Raw genomic sequence first — 15,512 nt, forward strand, 5'->3', positions numbered from 1 at the left:
TGATCCCTTTTTATTTTCACCACCAGGCGCACCAGGCACACGAAGAGAATAGTTTGATACGGTCTCCCCCTGCGGCAGAGCTTTTTTAAACAAACCGCAACGCTTACGCTGTAGCTACAGCGAAGGCGCGAAGACACAAAGAGCGCAAAGAATGAATAAACATTTAGACTGCGAAGCCAGAAGCAAGACAACTTAGGGGAATTCCACCACCCGTAACGGAATAATAAAATACACGCTGAACTGGTGCGAATTGATCCGGTTCCCGAAGTAGTTGTACCCACATCGGATCGCGTATTCATACGAAAAATTGACCCATGGAATTCCGGGGTTGATCCCGATGCGGGGTTTGAGGCAAACCAGGCCGTGCGTGAAATCAGTGTAATAGACTGCACTGAGTCCCAGATTGCCTAAGCGACCATTCATCTGGAAACCGATTTTGGGACCTAGGATGAAATCGTTCTTGCGCCAACCGAAATTAAATTCTGCACCGTAAACCGGCCCACGGATAAGACCGGGTTCGTAAGTGATGCGGCTTCTGAACAAACTTCCTCTTCTCACCGGGACATCGCTATAACGGGCATTACTGAAACTCACTTCTCCGTACGGGCGGTTTCCCTGGTAGAAATTCGCATAGATATACCAGGATTTCCAATCTGTCATGAAGGTGTGAAAACCATCCCGACGTTGCTCCTTTCGGTGAACCTTTTCCCTGTCGCGGATATGTGCATCAATTGCCGCTTCATCCGGTAACTCCGGAATGGGATAAAAAACGGAATCGGCAGTTATTTGAATGCGAATACTGTGGTGCAGGTATTCTCCGGGCCCCCATCGGTCCTTTACAATGAACTGTAGGTCCACCAAGGTGTCTTCTACTTCACAGATAATGAGTTGTCCCGGCTGATCAATAGCAGAAAACATACAGCCAACACGCGTACTGCTCTTATTCACATAGTTTGTGAGAAGCCGGTACTGGTACTTTTTCGTATTGATCCCGGATGGCATTTTGAGATACAGGTATGCCGGATTTTCAGCACCAAAGACCTGTGCAGACAGTAGCAAAAGACAGATGATAAAAAGCAGCCGGTTTTTCACTTTTCTAAAATACGATTTCCACGGTTTGAAACCGCAAGGAAGACTAAGAACATATGAATTAACCGCAAAGAGAATAAGAGCGCAAAGAGAATTAGTCTAAAACTTTGCGTACTCCTTTCTTTGCGGTGAATAAAAAACCTTTCCTCGTGTGCTTCGTGTTCCTCGTGGTTCCCCCTTACAAATTCGCGAAGAAATCATTCCCCTTATCGTCCGTGATGATAAACGCCGGGAAATCCTTGATGGTGATCTTGCGCACCGCTTCCATTCCCATGTCTTCGAAATCGACCAACTCCACGGAAAGGATGTTCTCTTTTGCCAGGATCGCAGCCGGACCACCCACCGATCCCAAATAGAATCCGCCGTGCTTTTTACACGCTTCCGTTACTTCTTTCGAACGGTTTCCTTTTGCCAGCATGATCATGCTTCCGCCCATGCTTTGGAACAAGTCCACGTAGGAATCCATCCGACCGGCTGTCGTTGGTCCGAAACTTCCCGAAGGCATTCCTTCCGGTGTTTTCGCCGGACCGGCATAATACACCGGGTGATTCTTAAAGTATTCCGGCATCGGCTGACCTGCATCCAGCAATTCCTTGATGCGTGCATGAGCAGCATCGCGTGCTACGATCAGTGTTCCGTTCAGTTTCAAACGGGTTTTGATCGGATATTTCGACAATTCAGCCAATACCTCCGGCATCGGTCTGTCGAGATCAATGGTTACCGGCGGCTCCAAATGCGGAGGGACTTCCGGTAACAAACGACGCGGATTTTTCTCCAATTGCTCTACGAACAAGCCGTCTTTGGTGATCTTTGCTTTGATATTGCGATCGGCAGAGCAGGAAACACCCAATCCGACCGGACAAGAAGCCGCGTGACGAGGCAAACGGATCACCCGTACGTCGTGCGTGAAGTATTTCCCGCCGAACTGTGCCCCGATCGTACTTTCCTGGCAAATTTTCTGGATGCGTTTTTCCCACTCCAAATCCCGGAAAGCCTGTCCGCCCATGTTTCCTTCCGTCGGTAAATGATCGTAATAACCGGCAGAAGCTTTTTTCACCGCTGCCAGGTTCGCTTCAGCGGAAGTCCCTCCTACTACGAACGCCAAATGGTATGGCGGACATGCAGAAGTTCCCAAATCCTTGATCTTTTCCTTGATGAACTCTTCCAACGAAGCATCGTTCAGCAAGGACTTCGTTTTTTGGTATAAGAACGTTTTGTTTGCAGAACCTCCACCCTTCGCTAAGAACAGGAATTCGTATTTCGGTCCCTGCGCTGCGTAAATATCAATTTGTGCCGGAAGATTGGAACCGGAGTTCTTCTCTTCGAACATGTCCAAAGCTACAATCTGCGAATAACGCAGGTTGCGCTCCTGGTAGGTATTGTAAATTCCTTTGGAAAGGTATTCGGCATCGTTAACGCCCGTGTACACATCTTCGCCTTTTTTACCGACCACAATCGCCGTTCCGGTATCCTGGCAGGAAGGCAGTTGTCCTTCCGCGGCAATCGTTGCATTCTGCAATAAATTGTAAGCCACAAACCGGTCGTTATCCGTTGCCTCCGGATCATCGAGGATTGCACGCAATTTCTCCAAATGGGAAGTTCGCAGGTAGAAGGAAACATCTGCCAATGCCTCCTGCGCCAAAAACTCCAATCCTTTCGGGTCGATGTTCAGCACTTCCCGGTTCCCGATTTTCTCTACGGTTACGAAATCAGAAGAAACTTTGCGGTATTCGGTCGGATCCTTTTGGATCGGGTACGGTTCCTGGTAAAAAAAGTCAGCCATTTTAATTCTAGTTGTTCACGCGCAAAATTAATGAAAATTTCTAGTCCTCCTCCCTTGAGGGAGGATCGAGGAAGGTGGCGTATTACCTTAAAGGACGTCCACTCTTAGCCACCTCCCTTAATCCCTCCTCAAGGAGGGAGACTAAATCAGCCTTAGGACTAAGTATTGGTAAAAACGAATTGAAAACAATTTACCTCACAAAACTCCGTTTTTAACTACATTCGTAACAGATGAATTTATACTCCAACAAACAGAAATGGAAAATCGTGCTGCTGGTACTCGCCCTGATTACGGTAGCCGCGTCTTTGTGGGTATCGAATTCAACGGTACAAAAAGTATCGGACCGGGAACGCCTGCGTGCCAAGCAGTGGGCCGATGCAATCAAGAAAAAAGCGGAGCTGGTCGAATTTACCAACCGGGCTTTCCGACAGCTGCGCGGATATGAACGCCGGAAAATCAAACTGTACCTGGATGCTACGAAAGAAATCTCCAAAGAACCCGCAGATATGAACTGCTTCCCGGATTACCGTTTTCCCATCAGCATCATCAATGAGAACAAAGACATCCCGGTCATCCTGGTGGACAACCAAAATCAAATCTCCAGCTATACGAATATCGACTTCGACACAGCTGATCTGCGCGAAATGTATCCCGCATTATCCCGGAAGCAACTGGTTGAAAAATACGAAGACAGTTTATTGGCGCTGACTCACATTTGGGAGAAAAAACATGCACCGTTCCGGATTGAAGTGGTGAAGGGGTTGACCATGACATCCTTTTACACCGATACCAAACGCACCATTCAGCTGGAAAAAGAACGCGATTCCCTGATCACAGCGTTCAACAACGAGCTGATCAATGACTCCAAACTGATCCCGGTAGTCCTGATGGATATGCACCGGGATTCTCTTATTTCAAGCAATCTCCCTAAAGCAAAAACGTCTCCGGAGAACCTCAAGAAAACGCTGCATTCCCTGGAATTGGTCAATGAACCGATTACGATCTCTTTCGGAGGTGATGAGGTAACGTTGCTGTATTTTGACAATTCGGATGAATTGAAACAGCTGCAATTTTTCCCTTACATCCAGTTCCTGATCATCGGGTTATTCATCTTCATCGGGTACCTGCTCTTCAGCACCTTCCGGAAAGCAGAACAAAACCAGGTTTGGGCAGGAATGGCCAAGGAAACGGCACACCAATTGGGAACGCCGCTTTCCTCATTAATGGCCTGGATCCAATTACTCGAAACACAGGATGTGGACCAGAACATCATTGCGGAAATGCAAAAAGACATCGAACGGCTGGATACGGTCTCACAACGTTTCTCCAAAATCGGGTCGGAAACACACCTGACTCAAAGCGATATCCGCATCACGATCCAGGGTGTGATGGATTATTTACGTCCGCGGATTTCCCAGAAAGTGGAAATGACAACCCATTTCCCGGACGAACCGGCACTGGTGAACCACAACAAATCACTCATGGAATGGGTGATGGAAAACATTATCCGGAATGCGGTGGATGCGATGGAGTCCAAAGGAAAACTGGATGTCACGATCAAAATCGTTCCCGAACGCGTGTATATTGAAATTACCGATACCGGAAAAGGATTGCTGCCCAAACAGTTCAAATCGATCTTCGAGCCGGGTTATACCACCAAGAAACGTGGCTGGGGATTGGGACTGTCCCTGGTAAAACGGATTGTGAAAGAATACCACAAAGGAAAGGTGTATGTGGTGCATTCGGAGATCGGGAAAGGAACCACTATCCGGGTGAGTTTGCCATTAAAGTAACCACGAAGAGCGCGAGGCACACGAGACTCTTTTTTTCAAACCAACTTTATGAATGAAGCCCGAGAAGCTGGTATATCATTTTGTTCGATTTGCTTTTTTTTAAGACCTCGTGGATTTTAATTATCACTACACACAAGTGTAAAGAGGAAAGCTATACGAACATCTTAAATTATATCCTTGTGCTCTTCGTGTGCTTAGTGGTTAAACACTCACGTCGATTCGTCCGCATTTGAAATGTCCTTCCGGGCAGATCTTTCCGCCATGCAATCCGCAGGGTCTGCAGATCAATGCTTCTTTTGTTTCGCGGATCTCGCTGTCATCGGAGAGCGGTCCGAAACCGAAACGCGGAACTGTTGCACAGAAAAATGCCGTAACCGGGGCATTCACCGCCGTAGCCATATGCAACGGCCCTGAATCGTTCACAAAACAGCGCGTTGCCTTTTCAAACAAAGCACAGGATTCCAGCAGGTTTAATTTCCCTGCCAGGTTATTTTCGGGAGGTAATCCCACCGCTTCCAGGATGCGCCGGCACAATTCAAAATCAGCCGGACCACCTACCAGGTAAACCGTCCCTTTCTTCTTCAGGTTAGTTGCCAGTTCGATCCACTTCTTCTCAGGAAGCTGTTTCGTGAACCAAACGGAAGCCGGAGCCAGTGTATAAAATGGTCCGTGAGTATAAGGGGCCACTTTCGCACGATCCTCATCCGAAGGAAAGACGGCCGGTCGGACCAGGGACTTTGCACCGTGATGTGCAATGCATTCCAGGTTGCGCTCCACTTCGTGCTTCCCCTTTCCTATCTCGTGTTTGATCTTAACATCGTAACAAAAAGAGAAAGGGTTTTTGTCGAAACCAACCTTCTTTTTTGCCCCCGAAAGAAAGGTGATGATCCCGGAACTTCCGAAGCGTTGCAGGTTAATCAGTTCGTCGTATTTTTTCGAACGAAACAAACGGATCAAGCGCATCATTTCTTTCCATTTCCCCTGTTTTTTATTGAAAGTGAATACTTCGTGAATGTCAGGATGGTTTGCCAGGATGGCTTCGTTTCCTTTCCGGACCAGCACATCGATTTCCACTTCCGGGTGCAGACGCTTCAGCTCACTGATTACCGGGGTAGCCAGGATGACATCTCCCAAAAAAGCTGTTTGAATGACTAAAAAGCGCTGCATGGAGTAAAGGTAACTATTAAAACAGTAGGGGCGAAAAATTTAAACAATTCATGTCCGGCCCGATACGTCCTGCGTGTGCGTTCCCGATACGCTGCGCACCCGAACTGGCACGCGGCATCTTTCGAGAACACTCGCGGGATGTGATCTGATTAAAAGCAATGTGCAGAAAGAAAGTTTCAAATACTCTATGTAAAACAACAAACTCTAATCGCTAACTTTATGTTCTTATTTCAACTAATGAAAATTCAAATACTCCTGCTAACCCTCTTTTCGGGATTCATGAATATGCAATCCTTTGCACAATCTTACTGGCAGCAAAAAGTAGATTATACGATCACCGTTAGGCTGGATGATGTCAGACACACCCTGAGCGGATACGAGCGTTTTGTCTATCACAACCAATCTCCCCAAACGCTGGATTTCATTTACATTCACTTATGGCCGAACGCATATAACAATGGAAAGACGGCATTGGGCAAACAGTTATACGAAAGTGGTGACGGAATTCTGCGGTTCGGAAAAGACTCCATCCGGGGCGGAATTGATTCCCTTCATTTCCAGGTCAACGGACAAGATGCTCCCCTGACTTTCGATCCGCTGAACCCGGATATTGCAAAACTGACTTTGTACCAACCTTTGAAACCCGAGGATTCCATTACAGTCACGACCCCTTTTCGCGTCACAATTCCATCCGGGGAAGTTTCCCGCCTGGGGCACATCGGGCAATCATACCAGATTACGCAGTGGTATCCAAAACCGGCAGTTTATGACAAAAATGGCTGGAACCAGATGCCTTATTTGACCCAGGGTGAATTTTATTCCGAATACGGAACATTTGACGTCTCGATCACCCTTCCGCAAAACTACGTCGTCGGGGCAACAGGAGATCTCCAAACCCCGTCGGAAATAGCATTCATGGATGAAAAAGCAGAGTATGCCAAAAACAACTTCTCTTCCTTCATCCGGAAGAAATACCCCAAAGACGATTTCCCTGCTTCCGATCCGGAATGGAAAACGATCCGCTTTACTCAAAAAGATGTGCACGATTTTGCCTGGTTTGCCGATAAGCGGTTTGCTGTGTTAAAAGGCGAAGTGGAATTGCCTTATTCCAAACGGAAAGTGACTACCTGGGCATTGTTTACTCCCCGAAACGCCGCTTTATGGCAACGTGCACCGGAATACATCCACGACGGCACCTACTATTATTCGCTCTGGAACGGAGATTATCCTTACAACCAGGTTACGGCTGTCGACGGAACCATCTCTGCCGGTGGCGGGATGGAATATCCGAACGTCACCGTGATCGGGAACGCCAAAAGCCCTGTAGAACTTGAAATCGTGATCGTCCATGAAGTAGGTCACAATTGGTTTTACGGGATACTCGGAAGTAATGAGCGCGTTCACGGATGGATGGACGAAGGAATGAATACCTTGAATGAAATGCGCTACATGTACACCAAATATCCGAAGAACACGTATTTGTCGGACCAGATTTTGGATGGTAAATTCCATTTCGATCATCTGAGCCAATACGATAGCAATGACCTGACGTTCCGGATCATTGCCGGAACAGGGGAAGATCAACCGATAGAAACCCATTCGGCAAAATTCACGGAGACCAACTACTCGGGGATTATGTACCAAAAGACCGGCCTGGTTTTCAGTTACCTGAAAGCATACCTGGGCGATACCTTGTTTGATCAGGCGATGCAGACATACTATAACGAATGGAAATTCAAACATCCGCAGCCAGAAGATATGCGCGCGGTACTGGAACGGGTTTCGGGTAAAGACCTTTCCTGGTTATTTGCAGACCTGATCCAAACGACCAATCACATCGACTACAAAATCGCCCGGGTGAAATCCTACGGAGGAAAAACGACCGTTACGGTAAAAAATGCCGGGCAAGTCGACGGGCCGATTGAAGTAAGCGGCTTCGTCGAAGGGCAAAAGGTCCAAACACTGTGGGTTGAAAACGGAGCAAAAAAACAAGAAGTAACCTTTGATTCCGAAATGGATGCCGTACAGATCAATGCCAGCGGAAAAGCTCCTGAAATCGTTCAATCCAATAACTACTGGTATCGGAAAAGTCCTTTCGGAAAGATTGAACCGCTGCGCCTGCAATTTCTCATCGGGAAGAATGAACCTACCCGGAGCAACCTGTTCTGGAGCCCGATCCTGGGTGGAAATGCCTACGATAAATTCATGCTTGGATTGGCCCTGCACAATTACAGCATTCCTTCCAATCGCTTTCAGTTTCTCTTGGCGCCCCTGTATTCTTTCGGAGGAAAACGAATTTCGGGAATTGCTGAAGCCAGCATCACCTGTTTACCGAAAAAGAACCTGAAACTCTCCCGGTTCGGCGTTTCGCTGCGCTCATTCAAGAACGATACTTTGGGAACCAACGACGGTTACTATGCAGCGGTCCTTCCCTACTGGACGGCAAAAATCGGGAATCGCACAGGCAGACCGATCAGCCAAAACATTCGCATACAGTCCATGTACCGCTTAGATGTATTCAGACCGAAACAGCGCGAACTGATCGGTGGCTACCTGCAATACGATTTCAACTATTCACGGGAAGACCACCAAGTGAATTTACAGGTACGGTCGGATTACGCTGCAAATCTGCTCAATAGTGACAATTTCTCGCGTTCGTCAGTTGCTACTTCTTACAAATACCGCTACCTAAAGAACAAACGGGACCGCTGGATCGAACTCCGTTTATTTGCGGGGAATTACTGGAATTTCCGCATGTACAACTCCGGCAATGCCGTGAACTATGCCTATGCACTCAGTGGTGCCAGCGGAAGCCAGGATGTATTTGTGGAAGACTACTTCTTCGGCCGTTCGGCACAAAGCGGGATTTGGTCGCAGCAACGACTGGACAATATGGGAGGTTTCCGCTCCACTGCCGGAAACGGACAATCGGGATATTTCGGAACGACAACTACCTGGATGACAGCTGCGAATTTCTACCTGGAAACACCGATCGGCCCGAAGATCTTCGGGATCTATGCCGATTTCGGGATCTTTGATGAAGCTTTCAAAAGCAAACCGACACAGGCTTATGACCTGGGATTGGCCATGCGCCTGGGAACTGTTTTCGGGATTTACTTCCCGGTGCTGCAATCTGAGAATATGGAAAAAGCATACCTCACACAGAATTATGCGGAGCGCATCCGGTTTACCCTGAAGTTCAATGTAACAAATAAGCCTTTAGACATTATGAAGTTACTCCCTTAAAAACCGGAAAAACAAAAAAGAAGTTGATTTTCACAACTTTTCTTGTTTTATTGAAGGACTGAAATCAATCGTTAATGCCAATACTATAACCCTTTAATGATTCAAATAATGATCAAGAGCATATCTCTAATTTTGGCAGTATAATGAACCCGTAATTATTGCCCGGATCACTGAAGTAAATTCCCGGTCCCTTTTGAAATTTGCTCCCGGATGCAATTTAGCAAAAATCACGTGTCGGGTATCTTGTCTTTACAAAGGATAAAATGCGTTTAAAAGCAATAGAACCAATGCAAATGCCAACCCGAGTGAACAAAAGAATACCATGAGCCAGGTGAATCCTTTGGCTTTGTATTTTTCCGGGTTTCGTTTGACGCGTATAGCTGAACCAATGGCGTTGATAAAGGCGATCAGTAACAACAATACAAAAACGACCAGGATCAATGTGAAACCCGAAAACCAGGCTGCAGGAAGTAAGGCAACGACTGTTGCTGCCAACAAGAATCCAAATGCCACCCAGGTTAAGGTTTCCACTTTTCTTGCGGGTTCCGGTTTTGTTATATCGACAGAATACACCTCTGCAGTTTCTTCCCGGATGATCTCTGCATCGGTAATTACTTCGTCTTGAGAGCTTGTATAGCTTTGGTGCGTTGATTCGGAATTTGCCGGTCCAGACACCGTTTCGGATTCGCTTCCGGATGTTGTCTCCGACACAGTCACTTTCTCCTTCTTTTTAGAATATCCGGGTCCTGCTTCATCCGATTTCGAAACCGGTGCAGCCAGTGCGTACACCGTATCTGATTCCATTGTTCCTTTTTTAGCAACAGACTCTTCTTCTGTGTTCCATTTCTTTTTCCATTCCACATGATACCCCCCTCCGAAATGGCGCTTGGTGATTGTACAGGAATTAAAAACAATAAGGATGGTGGTAAAACAAAATAAGTTAGCAATGATCTTCATTCGGAGGTCCCTTTAATTTCGGTCAAATATAATTAGGAATTAATCAAAAAATCTGACGGGTCATTGAAATTTTAACCTTGATTCTCCATTATTCTAAAATTTTGCAAATCGATCTATTCCACAATATTCTCCATGACTCGTTTCCGGTAAGCTTCCAGTAACCGGTGTTTGGAATAAAAGCCCAATACCTGGTCGTTATCAATTACAGGCAGGTAATTCAATTTGGACTGTTCGAAGAGTTCCATCACTTGTTCCATCGTATTGCGCGGATTCAACGAATAACGCATCGGTTCCATGACCAGTTCGAGCCGTGTATTCGGCTCGGAAGAATATACAGGTAAAATCGTCGGAAGGTCATCGAGGTAAATCATTCCCAGGAGAATTCCGGCATCCGAAACAATTGGAATCAAGGCTTGCTGGGAATGCTGAACAGTCTGAAACAAGGTCGAAACGGTATCGTTCGGTTTCAGAACAACCAGTGTTTCCTCCAGGATGTCCTCACTTTCAATGGACGACAAGATATGCAGATCCTTATCAGCCCGGACCACATGTCCTTCTTCCGCCAATTTTACAATATCCATTGAATGGGTGGAATAACGTTTGGAAATGGCAAAACTAATGGACGAAACGATCATCAGCGGAATCATCAGTCCGTAACCTCCTGTAATTTCAGCAATTAAGAAAATGGATGTCAATGGCGCATGGAACAATCCGCTGAGTAATCCGGCCATACCGACCATCGTAAAATTGGTAATCGGAAGCGCAAAACCGAGCCCGGTTAAATTCCACCCGTAAGCAAAGGCAAAACCGGTATAACTTCCTACAAACAGGGAAGGAGCGAAATTCCCCCCGTTCCCGCCCGAACCCAGTGTCAATCCGGTTGCAATGGCTTTCAGGAATACCACAGCACCGATGAACAACAAGGGAAACCAGGATTGTTCGAACGATTCGAACAAGGTCCCGTCCATGAGATTGAATACTTTTTCCGTAGAAAGTGAACGAATGCTTTCATACCCTTCACCGAATAACGAAGGAAAAATAAAAATGAGTGCAGAAAGTAACAAAGCTCCCAGGATTCCCTTTTGATACGGTCCCATTTTCCAGTGTTCTATCCAGGTTTCCACCCGGTTGAAAACACGGGAATGATAGACTGCAATGAAACCGGTCAACACACCCAAAATAATGTAGAAGGGTACGTTGTGTATTTCAAATGACTCCATATTTTTGAACGATAACAAGATGCTTTCATTCAAAATAGCCCCGGAAAGCAGGGCCCCGGAAGCGGAAGCAAGCATTAAGGGGATAAATGCGGTAATCCCGACATCCGCCAAAAGCACTTCCATGGTAAACAATACTCCGGCAATCGGTGCGTTGAAAGCTGCTGCGATTCCAGCTGCCACACCACATGCCAGCAATAAGGTCCGTTCTTTGGTCGAAAGTTTGTAGACCCGCGCGTAATTTGAACCGAAAGCAGCACCGGTAATGGTTACCGGGGATTCCAAACCGGCCGAACCACCGAAACCAACGGTCACGGAAGAAGTGATTACCTGTGCATACATCTGTCTGCGCGGAAGGATACTTGACTTTTTATTGATGGCATAAATGATCCGCCACGTTCCTTTTTCCAGTTTCCCGTTCAAGATCCTGCGCGTAATCCAAATAGTCAGAACAATCCCTAAAACAGGTAAAATAAAATCAACGTACTTGAAATGAAGCTGCTCATTGAGCTCTTTGGCAAAAACCAGTACGGCATGGGCGAAGGATTTCAGTGCTACTACGGCCAGACCGCAAGACACTCCAACGATTACACTTGAAATTAATATGAATTGCCGGGGAGTTAAACTATTTCTGAGAAAGAAAATTCCACCGTTTAGTTTCCGCAAAAATTGTGATAACATGGCTTAAAGATAATACTAATAATGCCGAATCACGAATACCTGCGCCGAATTATTGGATTCCTCTTTTCATTTGCCGGTCCGGGGCAGTCGCTTGCCATTCCGGATAATCTGCCGGTCCGGACCGATGAAACCCGACTGACACAGCGGAATGCATTGAATCGGGCAGAAGGGAAACCACCTTTCATTTCCCGGAATAACGGAGTATTAAAAAACTTTTCAATTAATGAATAACGGACACATTTCCCCGGAAGAAATACTCCTGGTTATTGCCATCGATGACCTTCAGCACATACCCATAGAGATTCGGAGCGACCAGTTTCCCGCTCTGCTGATGATGACCGTCCCAGCCAACTGTGGGATCATTCGTTTGGAAGACTACCTGTCCCCAGCGATCCACAATCGAAAATTCATACTTGGAAACGTCCTGGAACGAAACTACCGGGATAAAAATCGGGTTCAATCCTCCCGGTGTGAAAGCATTCGGTACATAAACCAAGGGTTCAATGACCGCACAAACATCATTGGAAAAACTCAATTCCTGGAATCCGTATTGATTTATGGCTTCTTCAGCAATCACAAAATAACACACTTTCCCGCTATGCTCGAATCCAAGCTCGTCCACGAGGTCTTCGAAATACCGTTGATCGGGTGGTACTATCGCCGTTGGACTGGGAGGAAAAATCCCGTCAATTCCACGGTAAATTTGATATTGTAACACCCCTCCATCGTAATCTCCGTAAGGAGACCAGTTCAAATAGGTTGATAAGCGGGTTTGATCGGCAGTAACTTTCAGTAAAATGGTCCGCGCCTTGTTGGAAACCGCCCCCGGATTTCCACAGCTGTCAATGACAACGGCCCGATAAGTGTAGCTGAAGTTATCCACATCTACATCCGTATCCGTCAGGGAAAGTGTTGATGCGGAAGCCGGCACTTCACCCAAAAGATCAAACTGACCTGTAGTCATATTGAATTTCTCGAATCGCACTGCCTGTACATTCGTTCCGGTGGAAATTTCATGGCGCAATACAATCGTGCTTTGGTCGACCGTTGCAACACGCAGGTAATTAACCGCCGGTGCCGAGGGGGCATAAATCACAAAGGATTCCATATTCGAAAAAGCTTCCGAGCCATTGGCATTGTTGGCCCGCACCATGACCGTGTAATTCTGCAACGGAGTACAATCCAGGTTATAGTAGGCATCTGTCGTTGTCGTAACCTGTATCCATGGACCTGTTCCCTGTTTTACAAAAACCGTATAACCTGTGAGATTTGCTCCCCAGCCGATGTAAGGAGTCCAGGTCAATGCTGCCTGGGATGTACAACTGTTCGTCGTGAAGGTCAAGTAGGTGCTGGTATTCGGTTCGGCTTTGGCCGAAGTCTGATAAGTTGGCGGTACCGCGGGGGTAAAGCACGAATCAAAGGCCGCTATGGAATAAGTTTGCGGACCGTTGACAGGTATCGGGTGATTGTATGTGGTATTCCCGATTCCCCAAACAGTATCAATTTCAACAATAAATCCATTCGCATCTTTGTGATAAATGATGTAACCGTAAGTATCCGGCTCATAATTCTGGTTCCAGGTTATCACCACATTTCCTGTCAGGGTATCAACCGAAACGCTTGAAATTACAGGAATTTGCGGAGTGATGTCGTCCTGCAGGTTATCTCCTACGATATTGGAAGACCACTGACAAGTTGGTGTGGAATAGACAACCTGGTAATTCAGGAAAGCAGAACAAATATCGATGGTATCAATAAAGTGAATCGTATTGTAAGGAAGTACGGCAATGGATGTCCAGGTGCCGGTCGGGTATTCTCTGTAGATTGTACAGAAATTGTCCATTCCCGGAAGCGGGTTCGGGGAAGGAAGGTTCCAATCCAAAACAGCAGTCCCGTTTGCCGGATTAAACAGGTCCAGGTGAACATTCTTTACAGTATCGCTGGACTTTGTGACATTGCATCCGGATTTGACCAACACATAATAATCGTTATCTACTCCCGGATCGGGAACACTGGCACTTGTCACACCGATCGGATAATTTCCGATCAAGCCATTTTGAATGGAATACAATTCAAAATCGACAAAGGTATTATTGGGATTCGAAACAGGATCCCAGCTAATTGTCAAATTCCCATTCGCCTGCGTTGAAATACAATTGATGCTTGTTGCCGGAATAATCCCCGGGTTCTTCACGTGAATGGTAATCGTTTTAAAAGTTGTTTTCGGAATCTGGCAGAAATTATCCTGCACCCGGAACACAAAGGTGTATGTTTTCTCATCGTCTGTGTTTCCATATGCATCAATCAAATGCGCGCAATCAGTCTGCCAGGAGAAATCGGCAGACACTCCCTGAACTCCGGTAATAACCGGTGTTTGGTTCAGCGTTGCGCAAGGCGCAACGTCACAGCCCGAGGTGCTCGTAAAATTGGTCCCGAATTGAGAACCGCTCGCACTCAGGTAATTGCTTTGGGGAGTTCCGTCCTGCAGGAATTCAACATCCGTTGCCGTCAGGGTAAAATTCACCGGCGTTCCTGCATTGACGGTTGTTTCAAATAAACCTGCAAAGGGGCCGTTGATCACCGGGGCATTGTTTGCAACCGGACAATTGGTCACGATCAATTGCATTTCGCGTTCTACTTCAGCAATCAATACACCGTTCCGGTAAGATTGAGCAATGACTTTTACCACAAAACCACCGATCGTAAATGACCGGAAGCTCAGGTGCCCGTTTTGGGAATCCAGGGTCAGTGGAACATTTCCTGCATTGAAACTGGCATCCGGTGTTGGATTGGTGGCGCTGAAACCCGGTTCATACTGGATAAAATCCGGATCAACCGGCGGATTGTAGCTCGTTCCTTCAATACGGTCCATCGGCGCGGCCAGCATCGTTACCACGGAATCCAGGTCCTCATCGACCGGATGCATATTGTATTCGTAGTTTTCTCCGGCACAAAGTACCAGGTAAGGATCCTGTAAAAAACGCGGCGAGTTATCGGTGCAAACCCCTGCAGATGCTCCGGGAATGGCATACATGGTCGCCCGGATTGTTACCCCGTAACTGGTTGGATTTGAAAGATTGGTGATATTTCCGTTCCTGGAAAAGTTACTGTAGGTGATGATCCATCCCTGTCCCGGGGGAACGCCCGACAGGACTACCGGATTGGATTCGTAAATAATTTTTTCGACTGCTCCTACTCCGTTTCCTCCATTTGCTCCCGATCCGCATGAGAGTGGGTTCGGTGAACCTGCAACCTGGGTGCAACCGGGTGAAATATCGGTTCTGCTGACAAACAATACCGGGATTGTAGACAAGGAAGGATGATTCCAGACTTTTAAATTCTCCGAAACCGGATTCACATCCACTCCGTTGCAATCACGGTAAAAAACCAATTGAAAGACGTAGCCGTTTCCGGAACATTTCCAGGTAATCTCACCACCCATTACATGGGTAGCAGTTGCTTTAAAACAAAAAGCAGTTACGATCGCCAGGAGAAATACTCGAATCATATTGTTTATAACGTAAAAAACGTTGTTTTAGTTTATTCTGTTCATTTGGAAGAAATCACTGTCTCCTGTTG

9 protein-coding genes are annotated in these 15,512 nt (G+C 46.7%); 3 read left to right on the plus strand and 6 right to left on the minus strand.

Annotation, left to right across the window (positions count from 1 at the left end; translation table 11 throughout):
* Positions 1-192 precede the first annotated feature (192 nt).
* Both FO442_RS09850 and FO442_RS09855 read right to left on the minus strand, forming a co-directional pair.
* Positions 193-1,059: a hypothetical protein gene (locus FO442_RS09850; RefSeq protein ID WP_186280033.1), complete on the minus strand. Its 867-nt coding sequence runs from the start codon at positions 1,057-1,059 to the stop codon at positions 193-195.
* Positions 1,060-1,267: 208 nt separating this feature from the next.
* Positions 1,268-2,872, minus strand: a complete 1,605-nt coding sequence (locus FO442_RS09855) for a fumarate hydratase (protein ID WP_144333004.1) — start codon at positions 2,870-2,872, stop codon at positions 1,268-1,270.
* 230 nt (positions 2,873-3,102) lie between these two features.
* Between FO442_RS09855 and FO442_RS09860 the strand changes: the two genes are divergently transcribed.
* Positions 3,103-4,665 (plus strand): sensor histidine kinase, encoded by a 1,563-nt coding sequence (locus tag FO442_RS09860; protein ID WP_144333005.1) that lies wholly within the window; start codon positions 3,103-3,105, stop codon positions 4,663-4,665.
* A gap of 201 nt (positions 4,666-4,866) precedes the next feature.
* On the opposite strand, the gene FO442_RS09865 is transcribed toward FO442_RS09860, so the two are convergent.
* A complete protein-coding gene (locus FO442_RS09865; protein WP_144333006.1) occupies positions 4,867-5,832 on the minus strand; it encodes a glycosyltransferase family 9 protein in 966 nt (321 codons plus the stop codon).
* Positions 5,833-6,069: 237 nt separating this feature from the next.
* Between FO442_RS09865 and FO442_RS09870 the strand changes: the two genes are divergently transcribed.
* The gene (locus FO442_RS09870; RefSeq protein ID WP_144333007.1) at positions 6,070-9,078 is read left to right on the plus strand and encodes a M1 family metallopeptidase; all 3,009 of its coding nucleotides are present in this window, start codon (positions 6,070-6,072) and stop codon (positions 9,076-9,078) included.
* 249 nt (positions 9,079-9,327) lie between these two features.
* Here FO442_RS09870 and FO442_RS09875 read toward each other — a convergent pair whose 3' ends face one another.
* Together FO442_RS09875 and FO442_RS09880 are read right to left on the minus strand one after the other, a co-directional pair.
* Positions 9,328-10,035 carry a hypothetical protein gene (locus FO442_RS09875; protein WP_144333008.1) on the minus strand — a complete coding sequence of 236 codons (708 nt, stop codon included), beginning with the start codon at positions 10,033-10,035 and terminating at the stop codon, positions 9,328-9,330.
* Positions 10,036-10,148: 113 nt separating this feature from the next.
* Complete coding sequence (locus FO442_RS09880; protein WP_144333009.1) at positions 10,149-11,933, minus strand: chloride channel protein; 1,785 nt, start codon at positions 11,931-11,933, stop codon at positions 10,149-10,151.
* Positions 11,934-11,954: 21 nt separating this feature from the next.
* Between FO442_RS09880 and FO442_RS09885 the strand changes: the two genes are divergently transcribed.
* A complete protein-coding gene (locus tag FO442_RS09885; protein ID WP_144333010.1) occupies positions 11,955-12,164 on the plus strand; it encodes a hypothetical protein in 210 nt (69 codons plus the stop codon).
* Here the strand turns inward: FO442_RS09885 and FO442_RS09890 are convergent.
* A complete protein-coding gene (locus tag FO442_RS09890; RefSeq protein WP_144333011.1) occupies positions 12,154-15,441 on the minus strand; it encodes a T9SS type B sorting domain-containing protein in 3,288 nt (1,095 codons plus the stop codon). The two genes, FO442_RS09885 and FO442_RS09890, sit on opposite strands and share 11 nt — an antisense overlap.
* Positions 15,442-15,512 lie beyond the last annotated feature (71 nt).

The organism is Fluviicola chungangensis, from assembly GCF_007558725.1.
In the GTDB taxonomy this organism is placed as follows: Bacteria; Bacteroidota; Bacteroidia; order Flavobacteriales_D; family Crocinitomicaceae; genus Fluviicola; species Fluviicola chungangensis.

Coding starts and splice junctions, on each gene's coding strand:
- FO442_RS09855 (WP_144333004.1), bottom strand. CDS start 2,872: ATGGCTGACTTTTTTTACCAGGAACCGTACCCGATCCAAAAGGATCCG.
- FO442_RS09860 (WP_144333005.1), top strand. CDS start 3,103: ATGAATTTATACTCCAACAAACAGAAATGGAAAATCGTGCTGCTGGTA.
- FO442_RS09865 (WP_144333006.1), bottom strand. CDS start 5,832: ATGCAGCGCTTTTTAGTCATTCAAACAGCTTTTTTGGGAGATGTCATC.
- FO442_RS09870 (WP_144333007.1), top strand. CDS start 6,070: ATGAAAATTCAAATACTCCTGCTAACCCTCTTTTCGGGATTCATGAAT.
- FO442_RS09875 (WP_144333008.1), bottom strand. CDS start 10,035: ATGAAGATCATTGCTAACTTATTTTGTTTTACCACCATCCTTATTGTT.
- FO442_RS09880 (WP_144333009.1), bottom strand. CDS start 11,933: ATGTTATCACAATTTTTGCGGAAACTAAACGGTGGAATTTTCTTTCTC.
- FO442_RS09885 (WP_144333010.1), top strand. CDS start 11,955: ATGCCGAATCACGAATACCTGCGCCGAATTATTGGATTCCTCTTTTCA.
- FO442_RS09890 (WP_144333011.1), bottom strand. CDS start 15,441: ATGATTCGAGTATTTCTCCTGGCGATCGTAACTGCTTTTTGTTTTAAA.